The organism is Yersinia mollaretii ATCC 43969, assembly GCF_013282725.1.
Lineage (GTDB): Bacteria > Pseudomonadota > Gammaproteobacteria > Enterobacterales > Enterobacteriaceae > Yersinia > Yersinia mollaretii.
Genome location: NZ_CP054043.1, coordinates 754,041 through 773,847, shown reverse-complemented (window position 1 = coordinate 773,847; position 19,807 = coordinate 754,041). Strand labels below are relative to the sequence as shown.

Sequence of the window (19,807 nt, the reverse complement as noted above, 5' to 3'; positions counted from 1 at the left end):
ATTAATAGGCAAATGGTTGGTGGTATTTTTTATTTTTGCGATTGTGAAGTTATTAAATAGCGATTATCTTTTACCTGCAAGTCTATTATTTCTCAATTTTCAACAAGGAGGTTTTTATGATTAGTTTCTCAGATTTTAACTGTAATAATGCAATAGCCGATAATACGGTGGGTATTTCCATTACCAACATGATTAAAAAGGAGGGCTTACGGGCCTATGGAACCCAGTTGGCGCGGGGGAGATGTGTGGGGTGCCACAGCCATACTGAAGATGACGAGTGGTACATCATCATCTCGGGTGAGGGCACTATTTGGACGGCAGATGTTATTGCGGGCGAGCTAAAAAATAAGCGCGTAGATAGCTTTGCCAGGGGTTCGGTATTCTGTATTTACCCGAATACCGCCCATCAACTTATTACCAAAACAGAAGTTGAATTCATCTTCTTGTGCCCGGAGTCACATATCACCCATGACCGCATTTTGTTTGACGATCTGGTGGAGTAGGGGAATAAAAAAATCCCCGTCGTCCTTGAAGTTGCAGGAGTGTTAGCTGCGTTTACTCACCCGAATCACTTACTTGAGTAAGCTCATCGGGATTCGTTAACTGGCTGCCTCCCTGCAAAATCAATGACTTTGGGGATACATCATTACTAGTGAATAACTTGTGCCAAAAATGCCTGCGTGCGCTCGGATTTCGGGTTCGAGAAGAACTCGGCAGGCGGTGCTTGCTCGACGATTTCGCCGCGATCCATAAAAATAACCCGGTCGGCGACAGTGCGGGCGAACCCCATTTCGTGGGTCACACACAGCATGGTCATGCCTTCGTGCGCCAGACTGATCATGGTATCCAGCACCTCCTTGACCATCTCCGGGTCGAGCGCCGAAGTGGGTTCGTCGAACAGCATGATTTTCGGTTTCATGCAGAGTGAGCGGGCAATCGCCACGCGCTGCTGCTGCCCGCCGGAGAGCTGACCGGGGAACTTATGGGCGTGCTCGGCAATCCGCACCCGCTCCAGATAGTGCATCGCCAGTTCATCGGCCTCCTTCTTCGGCATTTTGCGCACCCAGCTCGGGGCCAGTGTACAGTTCTGCATCACGGTTAAGTGTGGGAACAGATTGAAGTGTTGAAACACCATGCCGACCTCGGTACGCACCCGCTCGATATTTCGCAAATCATCATTCAGCTCAATGCCATCCACCATGATCTTCCCCTGCTGATGCTCTTCCAGATGGTTGATGCAGCGGATAGTCGTCGATTTGCCGGAGCCGGAAGGGCCGCACAGCACAATGCGTTCGCCGGGGCGCACATGTAGATTGATATCTTTCAATACGTGGAACTGCCCGTACCACTTATTGACGTTTTCCAGCGTAATCATCATCTTATCGCCGAAGTTTGGCTGATTGTCGCTCATATTATGCCTCAATGGGGGGAACGTCCGGTGTGAAAGCGCTTCTCCAGATGCTGGCTGTAGCGCGACATGCTGAAACAGAAAATCCAGTAAACCGCAGCGGCGAAGACATAGCCCTCGGTTGACATCCCCAACCAAGCGGGGTCAACGGTGGCTTGTTGCACACTGCTGAACAGATCAAACAGGCCAATGATGATCACCAAACTGGTATCTTTAAACAGGGCAATAATGGTGTTCACCAGCCCCGGAATCACCATTTTCAGAGCTTGCGGCAAGATAACCAGCCCTTGGGTTTTCCAGTAGCCCAGCCCCAGTGACTCTGCGGCTTCAGTCTGGCCTTTGGGCAGGGCTTGCAACCCGCCGCGCACCACTTCCGCCACATAGGCAGACTGGAACAGCACCACTCCCACTAAGGCGCGGATCAGCTTATCGATGCTGGTGCCTTCGGTCATAAACAGTGGCAGCATCACCGAAGACATAAATAGCACGGTGATTAACGGCACCCCGCGCCAGAACTCGATAAAGGCCACCGACAGAATGCGTACCACCGGCATACTGGAGCGGCGAGCCAGCGCCAGCAAGATACCTAGTGGCAGTGCACCAGCAATGCCAACGGCGGCGATGATGAGTGTCAGTGTCAGTCCACCCCATTGGTGAGTTTCCACGCGGCTCAGCCCTAGAAAACCGCCATAGAGCATCACCCAAACCAGCAGCGGGTAGGCCACCATCCAGACCGCCAGATAGCGGCCACGACGAGGCATCCCACGCCAAAACAGCGGGATCAGTGTGAGTAATCCAATGATGAGTGTGGTATTGATGCGCCAGCGCTGCTCAATGGGGTAGAGGCCATACATAAATTGGCCAAAGCGTGCATGAATAAAGACCCAACAGGCCCCTTCGCGGGTACAGTCGGTACGTGATGTGCCTAGCCAGTTGGCGTTAAAAATTGTCCAATTCAGCAGCGGTGGGATCAACTGCCACATCAGCCACAAACAGAACAGGGTTAGCAGGCTATTGCTCCAACTGGAGAAGAGATTCTTTCTGGCCCAAAAGACCATCCGACTCAGCGGGTTACCCGGCCGCACAGTACGGGGTGGTTCGCGGGTTAATGTCATCGTCATTCGCTCCCCTTAGCGCTCGACCAGCGCAATGCGCCGATTGTAGATATTCATTAAAAATGAAATGGATAGGCTGATAACCAGATAGACCGACATGGTGATGGCGATGGTTTCTATCGCCTGACCGGTTTGGTTCAGCACGGTACCGGCGAACAACGACACCATATCGGGGTAACCGATGGCGGCTGCCAGTGAGGAGTTTTTGACGATATTCAGATATTGGCTGGTCAGTGGCGGAATGATGACCCGCAGTGCCTGCGGCAAAATCACCTGACGTAAGGTGACGGTATTCGGCAGCGCCAGCGATCGGGCCGCTTCATGCTGGCCGTAGGGCACGGACTGAATGCCGGAGCGAATCACTTCCGCAATAAAGGTGGAGGTGTAAACCGACAGCGCGAGTGTTAAGGCGGCCAATTCAGGGATGAGCACCAACCCGCCTTTAAAATTAAAACCGCGCAGTTCGGGGATATCCCAGTGCAGCGCCGGGCCAAACATAAAATGGGACAAGGCGGGCAGGGCAATCAATAGCAATAAACCTATTGGCCAAGTGCGGTGGAACTGGCCGGTATGTAACTGGCGAAAATGATTATAGCGATAGAGGGCGAACATGGCGGCCACCGCCAGTAGCACGGCAATCAACGCAGGCATAAAACCGGCAGCCCATTCCGGTGACGGTAAATAGAGGCCACGGTTACTCAGAAAGGCGACGCCAAAAGCATCCATACTTTGCCGTGGCCCCGGCAAATTGCGCAACACCGCGAAATACCAGAAGAAGATTTGCAACAGCGGCGGGATATTACGGAAGATTTCGATGTAGATAGTCGATAGTTTGCGTAATAGCCAGTTGTCAGACAGACGCGCTAGCCCGATAAAGAAGCCCAGTATCGACGCAAAGAAGATGCACAGTACTGAAACCAGCAGGGTGTTGAATAGCCCGACGAAGAACACGCGCCCGTAGGTATCGCCCTGCTTATAGTCGATAAGGTGCTGAACGATGCCAAAACCAGCGCTGTTGTTCAGAAAAGCAAAGCCGGAGGTGATGCCCCGGGTGGATAGATTGGTAATGGTGTTATGAATCAGGTACGCACCGCATCCGATCAGTATCAATAGTGCAATGATTTGATACAACCAGGCGCGCACCGCTGGGTTGGTCAGCGAAAAGGCACCTTTGACGGTTGGGCGTTGTGACATAGTGTGGGCCTCGGTCTGGGTCATACATCCGGCAGGCGAACCTGCCGGAGAGCACATCTGTTATCAGCGAACCGGTGGTGCGTATTGGAGGCCACCATTGTTCCACAGCGCATTTTGGCCGCGTTTGATTTTCAGCTCACTGCCCATACCGACATTACGGTCAAAACTTTCGCCATAGTTACCCACTTGCTTGACGATTTTTACCACCCAATCATTCGGCACTTTCAAATCTTTGCCGTAGTTGCCTTCCTGACCTAACAGGTGGGCCATATCTGGAGTGGTGGGTTTCGCCGCCAGTGCTTCGACGTTTTTCGAGGTCACACCCATCTCTTCCGCATTCAGCATGGCAAACAGTGTCCAGCGTACGACGGCGAACCAATCTTCGTCACCCCGGCGCACTACTGGCCCCAGCGGCTCTTTTGAGATCACTTCTGGCAAAACGATAAATTCATCTGGCTTCCCTAACTTGATACGCAGTGCATAGAGCTGGGATTGGTCAGAGGCCAGTGTGTCGCAACGACCAGAGTCCAGTGCCTTGGCACTCTCATCAGAGCGATCGAAAGTGACCGGGGTGTATTGCATTTTGTTGGCTTTAAAGTAGTCAGCGACATTCAACTCAGTATCTGTGCCCGCCTGAATACAGACCGTGGCACCATCCAGCTCTTTGGCGCTCTTCAGCCCGGCTTTATTGTGGGTCAGGAAGCCGATGCCGTCGTAATAGTTCACGCCCGTAAACAGCATCCCCATACCCGCATCGCGGGATGAGGTCCAAGTGGTGTTACGGGACAAAATATCCACTTCGCCAGATTGCAGGGCGGTAAAGCGCTCTTTTGCCGTCAGCGGGGTATATTTCACTTTTTCTGCATCACCAAAGATGGCGGCAGCCACACCACGGCAGACATCGACATCAAGGCCGGAGAATTTGCCGCTGGCATCGGCGTAAGAGAAGCCGGGTAATCCATCACTGATACCGCACTGCACAAAACCTTTTTTCTTCACCGCATCCAAAGTAGTACCCGCGTGGGCCTGACCCGCTAATGCCACTAATGAGGCGGCAGCAACCAGCGTTGAAAACATCATTTTTTTCATGAAAGCGTCCTGTGAGGCAAAGTCGAACCTATTTTAATTTTGTGGCGCACCCGTGATGCACCGTCGCTGTCTGTTGGCGTGTAGCCAGTTTGGTATTAGCAAATGGGATGCCAGAGTTGCATTTCATTGATCATCTGAGTAATTACTAGGGGTTAACCCTTAATAGGTGGGTCGAGACTGGGCTGGGCGCACTTAAATGACGCATTTATCGGCAGGTTGATGCTTTTTAGTGCAGAGGTGGTGGGGGATAGGGGTACAGTTATGCAAAAGGGAGGGCTGGTTGAGGCAATAAAAAAACCCGCATTTTAGCGCGGGTTTATTCTGTTAGTGGATTTTACGTCATGTGGCATTTAGTAGAGTGATGGCTCACCGGCGGGGCGGGTTTTAAAGCGGCGGTGCAACCAGAGATATTGCTCTGGCGCGCGCAAGATCTCTTGCTCAATCACCTTATTCATATAACTGGCGGCGGCCACTTCATCGTCGATGGGATAATCTTCCAGCGCCGGTTGTATCAGCAGCTCATAGCCACTGCCATCGGCTTTGCGCAGTAAAACTAACGGCAGCAGTGCTGGTTTTGCCAGACGGGCCAGCATAAAGGTGCCGCTAGTGGTCGCCGCTTTATCGACGGCAAACAGCGGCGCAAACACGCTGCCACGTGGGCCGTAGTCTTGATCCGGCGCAAACCAGACCGCTTCACCTTTTTTCAGTGCTTGCACCATGCCACGGAGATCTTTGCGGTCGAGCATCGCCTTATTGGAGCGCATCCGGCCCCAAGTCTGTACCAGCTCCATCACCTTATTGTTGTGTGGGCGGTACATCGCCATCATCGGCTGACACTGCCCCATCACGCGGCCACCCAGTTCCAGTGACATAAAGTGCACGCCAATCACCAAGACGCCACGGTTGCCCTCCTGCGCTTTTTTCAGGTTATTCAGGCCGGAGACAGTAAACCAACGTTTAATACGAGAGTCGGGCCAGAACCACGCCATACCCGTCTCCATCAACCCCATGCCCAAGGATTCAAAATTGCCGACAATCGTGCGTTCGAGGGTCTGCTTGTCCATATCAGGGAAACAGAGTTCCAGATTGCGTCGAGCGATGGAGACCCGCCGCTTGAGGAAGCGCATGGAGGTGCGCCCCAGCCAAATCCCCAGTTTGTTAAGCACTGGGTAGGGCAGTTGGACTAACAGAAACAGCAAACCCAGGCCAAACCAAGTGAGCCAATAGCGCGGGTGGAGCAGGGAAATATGGAATTTCTGCGGTTTTATCATGTCAGCTCTATCGTTATGCATTAAGTGCGAGTGTGTAGCGCATAAGGACATAACTCGATAGCGATACATCTTGTCAGACACTGGTGATCAATTATTGTTTTTGGGAAGACGACAATTGACGCAATTTTTACATTAAAAGCAGGGATCGCGTAGTGAATGGTCATAAAGGCAGGCTATCGATAAGCGAGTGTAGCTTTCAGTGAATTGTATCATATCCGCAGTAAATGAAAGAAAAAGATCAACGCGAGAGCTATAGCGTGAGTGATCGCGACACAAACCGCGCCACTGCCCCGCAATAAGCAGAAAATGGGACTCAGAAAAGGGTGCCGTGTTTATCCGGTGATCGCGAAATGGGATCACACTCTCAGTTTCGAACAATGAGGGTTCTGGCGGCGAATAAAATGGGGTTATTGGCGTGCTACATGTGAGCCGTAAAAAGTGCATTGTAATAATAATGTTAATTTATTGATGTTTATGTGTTGTTATTCACTCTTGTTTTGATCAGATTTATTCTTTTCATTATTCTATTAACCCTATTTTAACTTAATAACTCATTAGATTTTACTTTTCTGGGCTTGCATCACAGTTTGCTCTGCCTCGTCGCGCAGCCTCTTGTGTTCCTTTGTTAATCTTCTGTGTGTGAAAAGCAGTCACATGAAAATAAAACGCGCACTTTGCAATACAACTCATTTTTTTGCAACACCACTGACTCTTCACCCTGCAACCCACCCGTTATCTGAAAGAAAACAAGAAGGTATTGCTATGAAATTTAATCTCGCATTACTGAATGCATGTGTTGTTTCGGCATGCATGCTGTTCACCACGCAAACGATGGCAGAGAAAAAACCTGAAATTGCCGTCGTGGCGAAAGTGACTGGCATTCCTTGGTTTACCCGCATGGAAGTGGGCGTCAATGAAGCCGCGAAAAAATTGGATGTGAATGCTTACCAAGTGGGGCCAGCGACACCCGATCCAGCGCAACAAGTTAAAGTGATTGAAGATCTGATTGCCAAAAACGTGGATGCCATCATTGTGGTGCCAAATGACGCCAAAGTGCTGGAACCAGTACTGAAAAAGGCCCAAGAGAAGGGCATTGTGGTGCTGACCCATGAATCACCGGATCAGCGTATTGGGCAGTGGGATGTGGAAACCATCGACAGCGAAAAATATGCGCAGGCCAATATGGATGAGCTGGCAAAAGCCATGGGCGGCAAAGGGGGCTATGCCATCTATGTCGGCTCTCTGACAGTGCCACTGCATAATGCTTGGGCAGATTACGCCATCAAATATCAGAAAGAAAAATACCCTGACATGTTCGAAGTCACCCCGCGCCTGCCAGTGGCTGAGAACATTGATAAGTCTTACTCCACCACACTGGATCTGATGAAAACCTATCCGCAAATGAAAGGGATCATTGGTTTTGGTTCACTGGGGCCGATTGGTGCGGGTCAAGCCGTTGCCAAGAAACGCGCTAAAGATCAAATCGCGGTAGTCGGTATTGCGATGCCAGCTCAAGCGGCCCCTTACTTGATGCGCGGTGATATCAAAAAAGCGCTGTTGTGGGACCCGAAAGATGCCGGTTTTGCGGTGGTAGAGATTGCCAATCAACTGCTGAAAGGGCAGAAAGTGACGCCAGACTTGACCATCGACGGCTTGGGTAAAGCGGATGTTGACAGCGAAAAAGGCGTGATCCGCTTTAACAAGATTCTTGAAGTCACCAAAGATAATGCGAAAACATTAGGTTTCTAATCTAAAAATTAGGTTTCTGATCTTCAGACGCCACACTAGGGAATAACCCGCTTCCGGGCGGGGTTCAGCAGTAAAACAGGCAGTGGGAAAGCAGCCTCACTGCCCTCACCACCCTCACCAAATAGCAGCAAAAATAGCGCCATGCTGATGGCGTTAGGGAAGGTATTGTCATGACTCAGGCCAACGCATTCATCACGCTTGAAAATATCAGTAAGCGATTCCCCGGCGTACTGGCGCTGGATCAGGTGAATCTCACCCTGAACAAAGGCGAAGTGCACTGTCTGGCAGGCCAGAACGGTTGCGGCAAGAGCACCATTATTAAAGTGATTTCAGGGGTTTATCAGCCAGAGAAAGGCGCAAGCATCCTGATTGACGGCAAGCTGTTCCATCAGTTGACGCCGCAACTCTCCTTCTTCTATGGCATACAGGTTATCTACCAAGACCTGTCGCTGTTCCCTAATTTAACGGTCTCAGAAAACATTGCCGTCCACCGCTATCTGCCCGGCGGCGACTTCTGGGTGAAACGTAAAAGTATGCGCGATCGGGCGCTGGCTGCCATGCAGCGGGTCGGCGTTACTCTCGATCCCGATAAAAAAGTGGAGCAGCTCTCCATTGCGGACCGCCAGTTAGTGGCGATCTGCCGGGCGATCGCCGCCGATGCCCGCTTGGTGATTATGGATGAGCCGACCGCTTCGCTGACCAGTCAGGAAGTGAAAGGTTTGCTGAATGTGGTGCGCGACCTGAAATCGCAAGGCATCTGTGTGGTGTTTGTTAGCCACCGTCTGGATGAAGTGATGGAAGTCGCTGACAGAATCAGCGTGATGCGCGACGGGCAACTGATTGGCACTTGGCCTGCCAGTGAGTTAGATAGCCATGAGTTGGCGTTCCGCATGACCGGACAGCGCTTCACTTACAGCCAACTGCCGCCTTTGGCCGCCCAAGCCGCGCCACTGCTAGAGGTCAAAAAACTGAGCCGTGGCGAGCAGTTCCGCAATATCGATCTGACCCTGCATGAGGGCGAAATTGTCTCGATTACCGGTCTGCTGGGAGCGGGTCGTACTGAGTTGTGTCTGAGTCTGTTTGGCATGACTCAGCCGGAGAGTGGCGAAATTCGTGTTGCTGGCGAGCCGGTCCATTTTCGCCATAACCGCGACGCGATCCGCCAAGGGATCGGCTATGTCTCCGAAGATCGCCTGACTCAAGGTTTGATCATGGAGCAGTCGATCTATGACAACACCATTGTGTCGGTTTTCGACAAATTGCATACCCGCAGCGGTTTGCTGGATCACCCCAAAGCCGCCGCGCTGGTGAAGCAACTGGTGCAGGATCTGAATATTAAAGTTTCCGATACCGCGCTGCCGGTAAAAACCCTATCCGGTGGTAATGCGCAGCGCATCGCCATTGCCAAATGGGTGGCGACTCAACCGCGTATTCTGATTCTGGACTCGCCGACGGTAGGAGTGGATATCGCCAACAAAGAGGGGATCTACCACATCGCCAAGGCACTGGCGGCGCAGGGGATGGCGGTATTAATGATTTGTGACGAGATCCCGGAGGCGTACTACAACAGCCATCGGGTGTTGGTGATGCGAAAGGGTGAGCTGGTGGCTGAGTTCTATCCCCATCAGTGCACCGAACAACAGATCGCCGAGGTGGTCAATGGATAAGCTAAAACTGCGACAGCTCACGGGTCGCCATGAGTTCTATCTGGGTCTGCTGGTGTTGCTGTTGGCGATCGGATTGAGTGTAAGAAGCGCCGAGTTCCTGACGTTGGGGAACTTAACCGATGTCGCCACCAGTTATGCCATTTTGGGTATTCTCGCCTGCGGCTTATTTGTGGTGCTGATTGCCGGTGGCATCGATATCTCTTTCCCAGCAGTGACGGCGATTGCGCAGTATGTGATGGCTTCATGGGTGATTACTCATGGTGGCAGCTTCGCGCTGGCATTCATCTTGGCTATGGCCGTCGGTTTAGTGCTGGGGCTGATAAATGGATTACTGGTCTATTGGCTGAAAGTCCCGGCCATTATTATCACCATTGCCACACTGAATCTGTTCTACGGTCTGCTGGTTTATGTCACCAACGGCACTTGGCTGTATGGCTTCCCTGACTGGTTTATGACCGGGATTAACTGGTTCTCATTTACCGGCAGTGACGGCTACGACTATGGCCTGACCCTCCCGCTGTTCTGTCTGGCCGCCACCATTATTGTCACTGGCGTGTTGATGAACTACACCCGCCTCGGGCGGCAGATTTTCGCCATGGGCAGCAACAAAGATGCCGCCTCGCGTTTGGGGATTAACATTCTGCGGCTGCATCTCTATGTCTATGGCTACATGGGCATGTTGGCAGGCGTCGCCGCCGTGGTTCAGGCGCAGATATCCCAATCGGTCGCACCTAACTCATTGATGGGATTTGAATTAACCGTGCTGGCGGCAGTGGTACTGGGCGGCACCAGTATGAGCGGGGGTCGGGGAACCTTGACTGGCACCGTGCTGGGCGTGATGTTGCTGGCATTTTTGCAAAACGGCCTGACGCTGCTGAGCGTCTCTTCTTACTGGCACACGGTTTTCAGCGGCGTGATCATTTTGGTGAGTATCAGTACCACCGCATGGAATGAAAAACGCAAGTTGTTGAGGGAGCACTGATATGACGTGGTTAAACCGAATTATCCCCGATGACCGCATTATCCGGCTGCAACTGCTGATTCTGGTGGCGGTGATGCTGGCCTTCTCATTGACCTTGGGGCAGCGCTTTTTCAGCTTGGGCAACTTCCAGTCGATTTCGTCACAACTGCCGATTTTAGGCATGCTGGCGCTGGGAATGGGGCTGACCATGCTGACGGGCGGCATTAACTTATCCATTATTGCCGGAGCCAATGCTTGTTCGCTGGTGATGGCCGCCATTATTGTCAGCCACCCTGATCAGCCGCTGTTTTTGCTGCTGGCGTTAGGGGCGGGATTGCTGGTGGCGGTGGCAATTGGCACCCTGAATGGGCTGCTAATCTCTGTCGTCGGTGTGTCACCGATTCTGGCAACCTTGGGCACCATGACCCTGATCACGGGCCTGAATATTTTATTATCCAACGGCGATGTGATCTCAGGTTTCCCGTCGGTGATTCAATATATTGGCAGTGGCGATATTGCCGGAATTCCGGTGGCGATGATCCTGTTTTTACTGGTGTCGGCGGGGCTGTGGGTGTTGCTGGAACACACCACACTGGGGCGCAGTATCTATCTGGTCGGCTCCAATGAGCAGGCGACCCGCTTCAGTGGCGTGAACACCCATCGGGTGCAGATCGCAGTCTATATCCTGTCAGCCCTATTGGGTTGGGGGGCGGCCATTTTGATGATGGCGAAATTTAACTCAGCCAAGGCCGGATATGGCGAGTCCTATCTGTTGGTGACCATTCTGGCCTCGGTGCTGGGGGGGATTAACCCTGATGGCGGCTTTGGTCGCATCATCGGCCTGATTTTGGCGCTGGTAGTACTGCAATTACTGGAAAGTGGCCTGAATTTGCTGGGGGTGAGTAGCTACCTGACCATGGCGTTATGGGGTGGGGTACTGATCCTCTTTATCGCATTACAGAATCGTAAAGCTTAAGAATTGAGGGATAAAACAATGGCAAGTTACTTTATCGGCGTAGACGTAGGGACCGGCAGCGCAAGAGCCGGAGTATTCGATTTGCAGGGCCGTATGGTCGGGCAGGCCAGCCGTGAAATCACCATGTTTAAGCCCAAGGCCGATTTTGTTGAGCAGTCTTCCGATAACATCTGGCAGGCGGTGTGTAATGCGGTGCGCGATGCAGTGAGTCAGGCCGATATCAACCCGATTCAGGTCAAAGGGCTGGGGTTTGATGCCACCTGTTCACTGGTAGTGCTAGATAAAGAGGGCAACCCGCTCACCGTCAGCCCATCAGGGCGCAGTGAGCAAAACGTGATTGTCTGGATGGATCACCGCGCCATTATTCAGGCGGAGCGAATTAATGCCACCAAGCACCCGGTGCTGGAGTTTGTCGGCGGGGTGATTTCACCGGAGATGCAGACGCCAAAACTGTTGTGGTTGAAGCAGCATATGCCCACCACCTGGAGCAATGTCGGCCATCTGTTTGATCTGCCGGACTTCTTAACGTGGCGTGCGACCAAAGATGAAACCCGCTCGCTCTGTTCTACCGTCTGCAAATGGACCTATCTGGGCCACGAAGATCGCTGGGACCCCTCCTATTTCAAATTGGTGGGGCTAGGCGATCTGCTGGATAACAATGCGGCGAAAATTGGCGCGACGGTGAAGCCGATGGGTGAACCGCTAGGGCGGGGATTAAGTCAGCGAGCCGCATCAGAAATGGGCCTGATCCCCGGCACGGCGGTCAGCGTTTCGATTATTGATGCCCACGCGGGCACCATTGGGATCCTCGGAGCCAGTGGGGTGACGGGCGAGAATGCGAACTTTGATCGGCGCATTGCACTGATTGGCGGCACCTCGACAGCCCATATGGCGATGTCACGTTCTGCGCATTTTATTGGTGGCATCTGGGGGCCATACTACTCGGCCATTCTGCCGGAATACTGGCTCAATGAGGGCGGGCAGTCAGCCACTGGCGCGTTGATTGATCATATTATTCAGTCACATCCGTGTTACCCAGAACTGCTGGCACAAGCCAAAAGTAAAGGGGAGACCATCTATGAGGCGCTGAATCATATTCTGCGCCAACTGGCGGGGGAGCCGGAGAATATCGCCTTCCTGACCAATGATATTCATATGCTGCCCTATTTCCACGGTAACCGCTCACCGCGTGCCAACCCGAATCTGACCGGCATCATTACTGGCTTAAAACTCTCCACCACGCCGGAGGATATGGCGCTGCGCTATCTCGCCACCATTCAGGCGCTGGCCTTGGGGACGCGGCATATCATCGAAACCATGAATCAGAATGGCTACAAGATTGACACCATGATGGCTAGCGGCGGCGGCACGAAAAACCCGATTTTTGTGCAGGAGCACGCCAATGCCACCGGTTGCGCCATGTTATTGCCGGAAGAGAGTGAAGCGATGTTGCTGGGCAGCGCCATGATGGGCACGGTCGCCGCTGGGGTGTTTGAGTCACTGCCGGAGGCGATGGCCGCCATGAGCCGCATCGGTAAAACCGTCACACCGCAAACCAATAAAATCAAAGCCTATTATGATCGTAAATACCGCGTGTTCCACCAGATGTATCACGATCATCTGCGCTATCAGGAATTGATGCGGGAGGAGGCATGAGCCAGAGTGATGAATGGCAAACCGCCAGTGAGGCATGGATGATCTACAGCCGCGAGCTGGCGGCATTGAGGGAGAATGTCGATCAGCAGGTGTGGTTGCAGGTATTGGACATGTTGGCGGGGTGCCGTGGCAAAATCGCGGTGACCGGGGTGGGAACATCCGGTATCGCGGCACGAAAAGTGGCGCACATGCTGGCCTGCGTGGAGCAACCCGCCATCTACCTGAACGCGACGGATGCCGCCCACGGTGATCTGGGTTTTCTCGGCGCGCAGGACATTATTATTTTGATCTCCCGTGGTGGCAACTCTGACGAGCTAACCCGTTTGCTGCCCACACTACAACGCAAGCAGGTGAAGATCATCAGTGTGACAGAGAACGAACAGTCCGCTATCGCGCAGGTTTCCACCTTGGTACTAAAAACCCATGTGCAGCAAGAGATTGACCCGCTCAATATGTTAGCCACCACCTCGATCGTTTTGGTGCTGGCGCTGTTTGATGCTATTTGTGCCTGCTTGATGGCCCGCAGTGGGTTTACCAAAGAGACACTACTGGCGGTGCACCCCGGCGGGGATGTCGGCATTGAGTTGCGTAAACAGCAATAAGCGGTAAGCCAGCCCTAGACAACAATACCACGCTAACGCGGGTGAGGTTGTTGACCAGAGCCAGCGGCGGAGAGAACAGGCGGATCGTAAAGACGCCGTAAAATCATCCCTGATGGCTCGAGCCGTGCCATCCGTGGCGCGGACGCTTTACTCTTCCGACTGTCCTCACCGTTTAAGATCGAGTCACTGGAGCTTGTCAGTCGTCTGATACCGTGCCAGTGCAGTATTTTTTATCTCGCGAAAGTGATTCTTCTTACCAGAAGCCGAGCACCTTCCACCATGCGCTACCGATAATCAGCCAGATAGGGATCACCACCAAACTGATCAGGAAGCCAATTTTCCACCAGGTCGCCAGCGGGATAAAATTACAGCCGAACAAGATAGGTGCGGGGCCGCCGGAGTAGTGAGTGGTCGCCATATACAAGTTACTGAACATACCAAACACCAACACCGTCAGCATCGGGGGTGCACCTGCCGCGATAGCAATAGAAACAAAAATGGCATACATGGCACTGATATGGGCGATGGCGCTCGCCATCATATAGTGGCTGTAATAGTACGCCAGCAGCAGAATACCCATCATCGGTATCCAATTCATCCCTTGCACCGAACCGGCAATCGATGACCCAAACCAAGCAATAAAGCCCAGTTTATTCAGTTGACTGGCGAGTGTCAGCAGCACCGCAAACCAAATCACCGTGTGCCATGCTTCTTTCTCGGCAATCACATCATCCCACGTCAACGCGCCGCTCAGTAACAGAATGGCTAAGCCAATAAAGGCGGTCAGGGTGGCATCAATATTGAGTGTTGCCCCACTCACCCATAAGGTCACCAGCCCGACAAAGACGGATAAAACCGTCCACTCATTGCGGCTCATCGGCCCCATCTCTTTCAGTTTTACCCGTGCCAGCGCCCGCATTTCCGGCGTTTTTTTCAGTTCTGGCGGGTAGAAGCGGTAGAGCAGCAAGGGGATGACAGCCAGTGAGATTAAGCCGGGCACGATGGCGGCCAGCGCCCAACTGGTCCACGTGATGGTAATGCCCATCTCACCTGCGAGCTTGCTAATCATCGGGTTACCGGCCATGGATGTGAGGAACATCGCGCAGGTAATGGCATTACACTGGAAGATACACTGCACCAGAAATGCCCCTATTTTGCGCTCGGTGCCGCGTTCTGGGGTGGACTCATAGGCTTCAGAAATGGAGCGGAACAGTGGGGTGATAATGCCCCCACAGCGGGCAGAGGTTGAGGGCATCGCGGGCGCAAACATTAAGTCAGTCAGCACTAAACCGTAAGCCAAACCCAGTGAGCTGTGGCCCAATTTGCTGATAAACAAGTAGCCGACCCGACGACCAAAACCGGTTTTAATAAAGCCGCGTGAGATAAAGAAAGCGCAGGCGATCATCCAGATGGTGGGATCGGCAAAGCCAGCGAGCACCTCTTTGATGCTCAGTAACCCAGTCGCCGCGACCACGGTCAGGCTGAAGATAGCCATCGCCCCTAGTGGGAATGGCGAGAGGATCAGGCCGATAACCGTCGCCGCAAAGACCGCCATGAGGTGCCAAGCGCGTGGATCAACGGCCTCCGGTACCGGACTAAACCAGATGCCTATCCCAATAAATAGAATAAGCAGCATTCTTCCTATACGTGTTCTGAATATCGACATGATTATTTACCCTGATGCAATTATATATGCGGTGCTAATGATCACCGGTCAAAGCCAGTGGGCATTACCTTATTAAGGTTCTGATGATATGAATTAACTGTATAGACAAAATAACTTAATCATTTTGATCGAAGTCATTTTTATATTGTACGGAGTGCCGTGAGACTCAGGGGAAATATATTGCTCTGATGAGGGTAATTCAGACAAAGTTTATCGATTACTTTACTTTTTTAATTATAAACAACAGAATTTTATCTGTTAAAACAACGTAAATTCACATTAATAGCCGAGGGGATAAGGCAAGGGAGAGGGTGTGGAGCGGGTAAATCGTATAGGTTAAGAACAAGAGTAAAACATAATATCGAGTACATAAAACGGGCTTGCCGAATATTATCTTTTTTAGCTGGAGGTTATTTAATATTATTATGCGCAGCGTCATATTATTAGCAACAAAAAACCCGCACAAAGGCGGGTTTTTTAATTCAGAATGAGTTAACTGCTCAGGGCTATCACCTTCATCGCTATCGTAAATCATTCTGAAATACCCTGCGTCCTTGAAGTTACAGCTGTAACTCCAATGAGTTGGGTATTAGGTTCAGTTATTCACTCTTACAGAGCAACAACATTCGCCGCTGCCGGGCCTTTAGCGCCATTCTCGATAGAGAACTCAACATTCTGGCCTTCTTCTAAAGTTTTGAAATCATTGCTCTGGATGGCAGAGAAGTGAACGAACACGTCTTTGCTGCCGTCAGCAGGAGAGATGAAACCAAAACCTTTGTCAGCGTTAAACCATTTTACTAAACCAGTCATTTTATTAGACATAGAGATACTTCCTTCAATTATTTTTGATTGCCGCCATAGGCGAGCGAATAGGCTTGGGCACAACTTATGGGGCACTTAGAAGGAATTTCGCGGAGAAGAGGTATCTGTCTGATAACGCTAATACGGGGAACTGCTTTACTAAAACTGCTTGCATAAATGTTACTGTCAACCGGGTACTGCTTTCTTACTTGAGTGCTGGCAACACTGCTCAGGTTAAACCGTCATCGCTGTCGGTTGCCAACACCCAGAATCACACTGTATTACAGAGCGACTACGTTTACTGCTGATGGGCCTTTAGCGCCATTCTCGATAGAGAACTCAACTTTTTGGCCTTCATCTAAGGTTTTGAAATCGTTGCTCTGGATAGCAGAGAAGTGAACGAACACATCTTTGCTGCCGTCAGCAGGAGTGATGAAACCAAAACCTTTACCAGCGTCAAACCATTTTACTAAACCAGTCATTTTATTAGACATAGAGTTACTTCCTTCAATTATTTTTTGCTACAAATTGTAGCGAACGTGGTCTGTCTTTCAGAGGATACTTATGGGCACTTAGGAGGAGACTCACGGAGAAGGGATATCTATGGATAGCGCTTGAACTGAGGACTGCTTTACTAAAACTGCTTTCATAAGGTCTGTGTTCCAAACCGATGACGCTATTTAACCACAATGCATTTCCTGTGGCAACACTATATTTGACTTCCATATCTAATATGAATGGTTTTATCATCTGTAATCGCGCGGGATAGTATCAATTTTATGTGACTAAACAGGTTGTTACGCAGATTAAAAATAGCGCTAAATTTTAGCGAATTTTCTGTCATTAGGCGGTTAAACGCCGGAGGATAGCCTCCGGCATTCGATTTTAGCGAGGAGAAACGGTCACTGTGCCGCTACGATCGCTGGCAATCATGACGCGTTGACCCGCACCGAAACGGGTAGGGCCTTGCGCCTGCACCACGACAATGTTGCTGCCATCATCTCGGCGTATTTCCAGTTGCACACCTTCACTGCGGTTCATGGCACTCTGGACGCCTTGGCCTGCCATCCCCCCAGCGACCACACCACCCGCGGTTGCCAGACTATTACCACGACCGCCGCCGATAGTATTCCCCAAGAATCCACCGACGACAGCCCCGCCAATAGCACCAGCAACATTGTTCTTATCGCCACCCTGAATGGTGACTGGACGTGCAGAAATGACCGTCCCGTAGGTGACGGTGTGGACTTGTCGCGCTTGAGAGGCCGTGAAAGTATCGCCAGATGACGTGCTGTTGTTGGCACATCCACTTAATACCGTTGTTGCGAGCGCTACAGCAATAACCAGCTTTTTCATAATTAACCCCTAATTGTCGGTATGAGTCAGCCATACCCTGCTTATTTGACGTTGCAGCTCGTCCTCGCAACTCACTGATTCAAACCAGTTCATCGGAGTTCATTTGTGTGCTGCTGTGCTGAAACGCCAGCTATTTTAAGTATAGATAGCTGTTGATAATGACTATAGCGTGATAACGATTGATCTGAGGAGATAAATATTGAGCCTATGCAGAGATATAGGCGAGTTCTTGCTCTCTTTTCGTGCTACCGTCACTGCTAAATAGACTCTTTTTACCGCTTCAGGAATGCTTTCTTGTCTCGCTCGATGATTTCAACCAAGATTTTCCGCCTCGACTTAGGTCGCTTAATCCTTATTCTGGCTGTGATGAGTGCTTTTGTGACACTGGCAAACAGCTTCTATGCCAGTTACAAGGTACAGCGGCAGCTATTGATCGATAACACGTTGGAAGCCAACCGTGTTTATGCCACCAAGCTGGCATCCAGCACCGAGATTTTTCTGAAAAGTGCACAGAAGCAGCTCTACTACAGCAGCGTGATTGCCGCCCAGTATTTTGATGATCCTGCCATTCTGAAAGCCGAAACCGCACGGCTAAAATACCAGACCGACAGCTTCAACTCGGTGGTCATCACGGATGCGCATGGTGTTATCCGCGCCACCTCGCCCGATAGCCTCCAGTTATTAGGCCATGTCTTGACCTCACCGGGATCAACGGAAGCATTAAAACAGCGCCGTCCGATAATCAGCAAGCCCTATATCTCGGCAGCTAACAATCTGGTCGTCAATATATCAACCCCAATTATCACGTCGGATGGGCGCTATCGTGGCTATATCGGCGGGACCATTTATCTGCGCAAGCAGAGTGCATTAAATGAATTATTGGGTGAGCACTACTATCGCGATGGCTCCTATATTGTGGTGCTGGACAGTGATCGGCGCATCCTTTATCACCGAGATGCGAGTCGTGTCGGGGAAATACTTCCACCCAAGCCGATCACTGAGGCGGTGAAAAGTGCCACTAATGGCAGTTTGATGGTGATCAGTTCTGATGGTGAGTCGATGCTGGCGGGCTACGCCGTGGTGGAGCCATCAGGTTGGGAAATCATTACCTTGCGGCCCGAGGCGTCAACCTTGAAGCCGCTGGAAGGGCTAATGATCAAAGGGTTGGGGCATATCGCACCGCTGGCGTTGCTTACTTTGCTGGGGGTTTGGTTGTTATCGCGCCTGATTGCCCGCCCATTATGGTTACTGGCGGGCAGTGCCAACGACATGGATAAGCCCGATATTGCTGTCAGTATCAAAGAGATACCCTCATGGTATTTCGAGTCTATGCAACTCAAACGGGCGCTGTTGATCGGTATCAGCCTGCTGCAAAAGAAGATTGGTAAACTGAAATTTGAGGCCCAAACCGATCCCATGACGAGTCTGTATAACCGGCGAGGATTGGCGACCACCCTCGAGCCTATTGCTCAACTCGGGCAGCCATTTTCGGTCATTGCGTTGGATATTGACCATTTTAAGCTGATAAATGACACCTACGGTCATGATGTCGGCGATGAAGTGATCAAACGATTGGCGACTCAAATCCGTGATAGCTCCCGCGATACCGATATTCTGTGTCGTAGCGGCGGCGAAGAGTTCCTGATGTTATTACCGGGCACGACACTGGATGTGGCGACACAGGTCGCCAATCGACTGCGTCATAATGTGGAAATGATGGAGATAGCGGACATTCGCCCCATCACGATTTCACTGGGCGTGGCCTATTGGAGTGGTGAAGGTATGCCAGAAAATGCGCTGAAACTGGCTGATGAAGCGCTATACCGCGCCAAACAGCGGGGACGTAATCGGGTGGAGGTCGGCTAACGTATAGGGTGACTGGTTTTTACCGCGCTTTACCCACAGCACTTATCGCAAACAATAAAAAAGGCGCGCTCCGTGTGGAGTTCGCCTTTTTAAACAACACCTTAACTGACTAGTATCAGTTCATGCCGTATTTTTTCAATTTCTTACGTAGCGTGCCACGGTTGATGCCCATCATCAGGGCAGCGCGGGTTTGGTTGCCACGGGTGTATTGCATCACCATGTCCAACAATGGCTGTTCAACTTCAGCCAGTACCAACTCATACAGGTCACTCACATCCTGACCATTCAGTTGAGCAAAATAGTTCTTCAGTGCTTGTTTTACCGAGTCACGCAAAGGCTTTTGAGTCACCTGATCTTGTGAATTTACGGTTGCAACGGTCAGTACGTCAGAATTTACGCGTTGTTCGAACATAGTTCTGTCAGCTCTTTT

Annotated in this window: 18 protein-coding genes; 8 read left to right on the top strand and 10 right to left on the bottom strand. The window is 51.4% G+C overall.

What is annotated here, in order from left to right:
• The first annotated feature begins 116 nt into the window (after window positions 1-116).
• Window positions 117-503 carry a hypothetical protein gene (locus tag HRD69_RS03380; protein WP_004876431.1) on the top strand — a complete coding sequence of 129 codons (387 nt, stop codon included), beginning with the start codon at window positions 117-119 and terminating at the stop codon, window positions 501-503.
• Window positions 504-649: 146 nt separating this feature from the next.
• On the opposite strand, the gene HRD69_RS03375 is transcribed toward HRD69_RS03380, so the two are convergent.
• From HRD69_RS03375 to lpxP, 5 genes are all read right to left on the bottom strand, one after another.
• Entirely contained in the window at window positions 650-1,411 is a 762-nt protein-coding gene (locus HRD69_RS03375; protein ID WP_004876433.1) for an amino acid ABC transporter ATP-binding protein, read from the bottom strand.
• Between the two features lie 8 nt (window positions 1,412-1,419).
• On the bottom strand, window positions 1,420-2,523 hold the full coding sequence (locus HRD69_RS03370; RefSeq protein ID WP_004876435.1) for an amino acid ABC transporter permease: 1,104 nt from the start codon (window positions 2,521-2,523) through the stop codon (window positions 1,420-1,422).
• 15 nt (window positions 2,524-2,538) lie between these two features.
• Window positions 2,539-3,717: an amino acid ABC transporter permease gene (locus HRD69_RS03365; protein WP_032815133.1), complete on the bottom strand. Its 1,179-nt coding sequence runs from the start codon at window positions 3,715-3,717 to the stop codon at window positions 2,539-2,541.
• Window positions 3,718-3,780: 63 nt separating this feature from the next.
• The gene (locus HRD69_RS03360) at window positions 3,781-4,806 is read right to left on the bottom strand and encodes an amino acid ABC transporter substrate-binding protein (protein WP_004876439.1); all 1,026 of its coding nucleotides are present in this window, start codon (window positions 4,804-4,806) and stop codon (window positions 3,781-3,783) included.
• A 350-nt stretch (window positions 4,807-5,156) separates the two neighbouring features.
• A complete protein-coding gene (gene lpxP, locus HRD69_RS03355; RefSeq protein WP_049611806.1) occupies window positions 5,157-6,077 on the bottom strand; it encodes a kdo(2)-lipid IV(A) palmitoleoyltransferase in 921 nt (306 codons plus the stop codon).
• A 762-nt stretch (window positions 6,078-6,839) separates the two neighbouring features.
• Between lpxP and HRD69_RS03350 the strand changes: the two genes are divergently transcribed.
• The 6 genes from HRD69_RS03350 to HRD69_RS03325 all read left to right on the top strand — a co-directional run bounded on the left by HRD69_RS03350 (window position 6,840) and on the right by HRD69_RS03325 (window position 13,688).
• The gene (locus HRD69_RS03350) at window positions 6,840-7,826 is read left to right on the top strand and encodes an autoinducer 2 ABC transporter substrate-binding protein (protein WP_032814821.1); all 987 of its coding nucleotides are present in this window, start codon (window positions 6,840-6,842) and stop codon (window positions 7,824-7,826) included.
• A gap of 170 nt (window positions 7,827-7,996) precedes the next feature.
• Window positions 7,997-9,493 carry a sugar ABC transporter ATP-binding protein gene (locus HRD69_RS03345; RefSeq protein ID WP_004875741.1) on the top strand — a complete coding sequence of 499 codons (1,497 nt, stop codon included), beginning with the start codon at window positions 7,997-7,999 and terminating at the stop codon, window positions 9,491-9,493.
• Window positions 9,486-10,475: an ABC transporter permease gene (locus HRD69_RS03340; RefSeq protein WP_032814822.1), complete on the top strand. Its 990-nt coding sequence runs from the start codon at window positions 9,486-9,488 to the stop codon at window positions 10,473-10,475. Before HRD69_RS03345 ends, HRD69_RS03340 begins: the two co-directional genes overlap by 8 nt.
• Window position 10,476: 1 nt before the next feature.
• On the top strand, window positions 10,477-11,430 hold the full coding sequence (locus HRD69_RS03335) for an ABC transporter permease (RefSeq protein ID WP_004875743.1): 954 nt from the start codon (window positions 10,477-10,479) through the stop codon (window positions 11,428-11,430).
• Between the two features lie 18 nt (window positions 11,431-11,448).
• Window positions 11,449-13,086 carry an FGGY-family carbohydrate kinase gene (locus HRD69_RS03330; protein WP_032814823.1) on the top strand — a complete coding sequence of 546 codons (1,638 nt, stop codon included), beginning with the start codon at window positions 11,449-11,451 and terminating at the stop codon, window positions 13,084-13,086.
• Entirely contained in the window at window positions 13,083-13,688 is a 606-nt protein-coding gene (locus tag HRD69_RS03325) for a KpsF/GutQ family sugar-phosphate isomerase (RefSeq protein WP_032814824.1), read from the top strand. Before HRD69_RS03330 ends, HRD69_RS03325 begins: the two co-directional genes overlap by 4 nt.
• A 253-nt stretch (window positions 13,689-13,941) precedes the next feature.
• On the opposite strand, the gene HRD69_RS03320 is transcribed toward HRD69_RS03325, so the two are convergent.
• The 4 genes from HRD69_RS03320 to HRD69_RS03305 form a co-directional block, all read right to left on the bottom strand.
• Entirely contained in the window at window positions 13,942-15,354 is a 1,413-nt protein-coding gene (locus tag HRD69_RS03320) for an anion permease (RefSeq protein WP_032814826.1), read from the bottom strand.
• Between the two features lie 609 nt (window positions 15,355-15,963).
• Window positions 15,964-16,176 carry a cold shock protein CspG gene (cspG, locus tag HRD69_RS03315; RefSeq protein ID WP_005271336.1) on the bottom strand — a complete coding sequence of 71 codons (213 nt, stop codon included), beginning with the start codon at window positions 16,174-16,176 and terminating at the stop codon, window positions 15,964-15,966.
• Window positions 16,177-16,436: 260 nt separating this feature from the next.
• Entirely contained in the window at window positions 16,437-16,649 is a 213-nt protein-coding gene (gene cspE, locus HRD69_RS03310; protein ID WP_005163090.1) for a transcription antiterminator/RNA stability regulator CspE, read from the bottom strand.
• A 391-nt stretch (window positions 16,650-17,040) separates the two neighbouring features.
• Entirely contained in the window at window positions 17,041-17,511 is a 471-nt protein-coding gene (locus tag HRD69_RS03305; protein ID WP_004875750.1) for an outer membrane lipoprotein, read from the bottom strand.
• Window positions 17,512-17,817: 306 nt separating this feature from the next.
• On the opposite strand from HRD69_RS03305, the gene HRD69_RS03300 reads away from it, so the two are divergent.
• Entirely contained in the window at window positions 17,818-19,377 is a 1,560-nt protein-coding gene (locus tag HRD69_RS03300) for a sensor domain-containing diguanylate cyclase (protein WP_004875751.1), read from the top strand.
• Between the two features lie 115 nt (window positions 19,378-19,492).
• Here the strand turns inward: HRD69_RS03300 and fis are convergent, their stop codons facing one another.
• Entirely contained in the window at window positions 19,493-19,789 is a 297-nt protein-coding gene (gene fis, locus HRD69_RS03295; protein ID WP_002210061.1) for a DNA-binding transcriptional regulator Fis, read from the bottom strand.
• Window positions 19,790-19,807 lie beyond the last annotated feature (18 nt).

What these genes read in the sequence shown, in the direction of transcription:
- HRD69_RS03380 (WP_004876431.1), top strand. Translation starts at nt 117, where the DNA reads ATGATTAGTTTCTCAGATTTTAACTGTAATAATGCAATAGCCGATAAT.
- HRD69_RS03375 (WP_004876433.1), bottom strand. Translation starts at nt 1,411, where the DNA reads ATGAGCGACAATCAGCCAAACTTCGGCGATAAGATGATGATTACGCTG.
- HRD69_RS03370 (WP_004876435.1), bottom strand. Translation starts at nt 2,523, where the DNA reads ATGACATTAACCCGCGAACCACCCCGTACTGTGCGGCCGGGTAACCCG.
- HRD69_RS03365 (WP_032815133.1), bottom strand. Translation starts at nt 3,717, where the DNA reads ATGTCACAACGCCCAACCGTCAAAGGTGCCTTTTCGCTGACCAACCCA.
- HRD69_RS03360 (WP_004876439.1), bottom strand. Translation starts at nt 4,806, where the DNA reads ATGAAAAAAATGATGTTTTCAACGCTGGTTGCTGCCGCCTCATTAGTG.
- lpxP (WP_049611806.1), bottom strand. Translation starts at nt 6,077, where the DNA reads ATGATAAAACCGCAGAAATTCCATATTTCCCTGCTCCACCCGCGCTAT.
- HRD69_RS03350 (WP_032814821.1), top strand. Translation starts at nt 6,840, where the DNA reads ATGAAATTTAATCTCGCATTACTGAATGCATGTGTTGTTTCGGCATGC.
- HRD69_RS03345 (WP_004875741.1), top strand. Translation starts at nt 7,997, where the DNA reads ATGACTCAGGCCAACGCATTCATCACGCTTGAAAATATCAGTAAGCGA.
- HRD69_RS03340 (WP_032814822.1), top strand. Translation starts at nt 9,486, where the DNA reads ATGGATAAGCTAAAACTGCGACAGCTCACGGGTCGCCATGAGTTCTAT.
- HRD69_RS03335 (WP_004875743.1), top strand. Translation starts at nt 10,477, where the DNA reads ATGACGTGGTTAAACCGAATTATCCCCGATGACCGCATTATCCGGCTG.
- HRD69_RS03330 (WP_032814823.1), top strand. Translation starts at nt 11,449, where the DNA reads ATGGCAAGTTACTTTATCGGCGTAGACGTAGGGACCGGCAGCGCAAGA.
- HRD69_RS03325 (WP_032814824.1), top strand. Translation starts at nt 13,083, where the DNA reads ATGAGCCAGAGTGATGAATGGCAAACCGCCAGTGAGGCATGGATGATC.
- HRD69_RS03320 (WP_032814826.1), bottom strand. Translation starts at nt 15,354, where the DNA reads ATGTCGATATTCAGAACACGTATAGGAAGAATGCTGCTTATTCTATTT.
- cspG (WP_005271336.1), bottom strand. Translation starts at nt 16,176, where the DNA reads ATGTCTAATAAAATGACTGGTTTAGTAAAATGGTTTAACGCTGACAAA.
- cspE (WP_005163090.1), bottom strand. Translation starts at nt 16,649, where the DNA reads ATGTCTAATAAAATGACTGGTTTAGTAAAATGGTTTGACGCTGGTAAA.
- HRD69_RS03305 (WP_004875750.1), bottom strand. Translation starts at nt 17,511, where the DNA reads ATGAAAAAGCTGGTTATTGCTGTAGCGCTCGCAACAACGGTATTAAGT.
- HRD69_RS03300 (WP_004875751.1), top strand. Translation starts at nt 17,818, where the DNA reads ATGATTTCAACCAAGATTTTCCGCCTCGACTTAGGTCGCTTAATCCTT.
- fis (WP_002210061.1), bottom strand. Translation starts at nt 19,789, where the DNA reads ATGTTCGAACAACGCGTAAATTCTGACGTACTGACCGTTGCAACCGTA.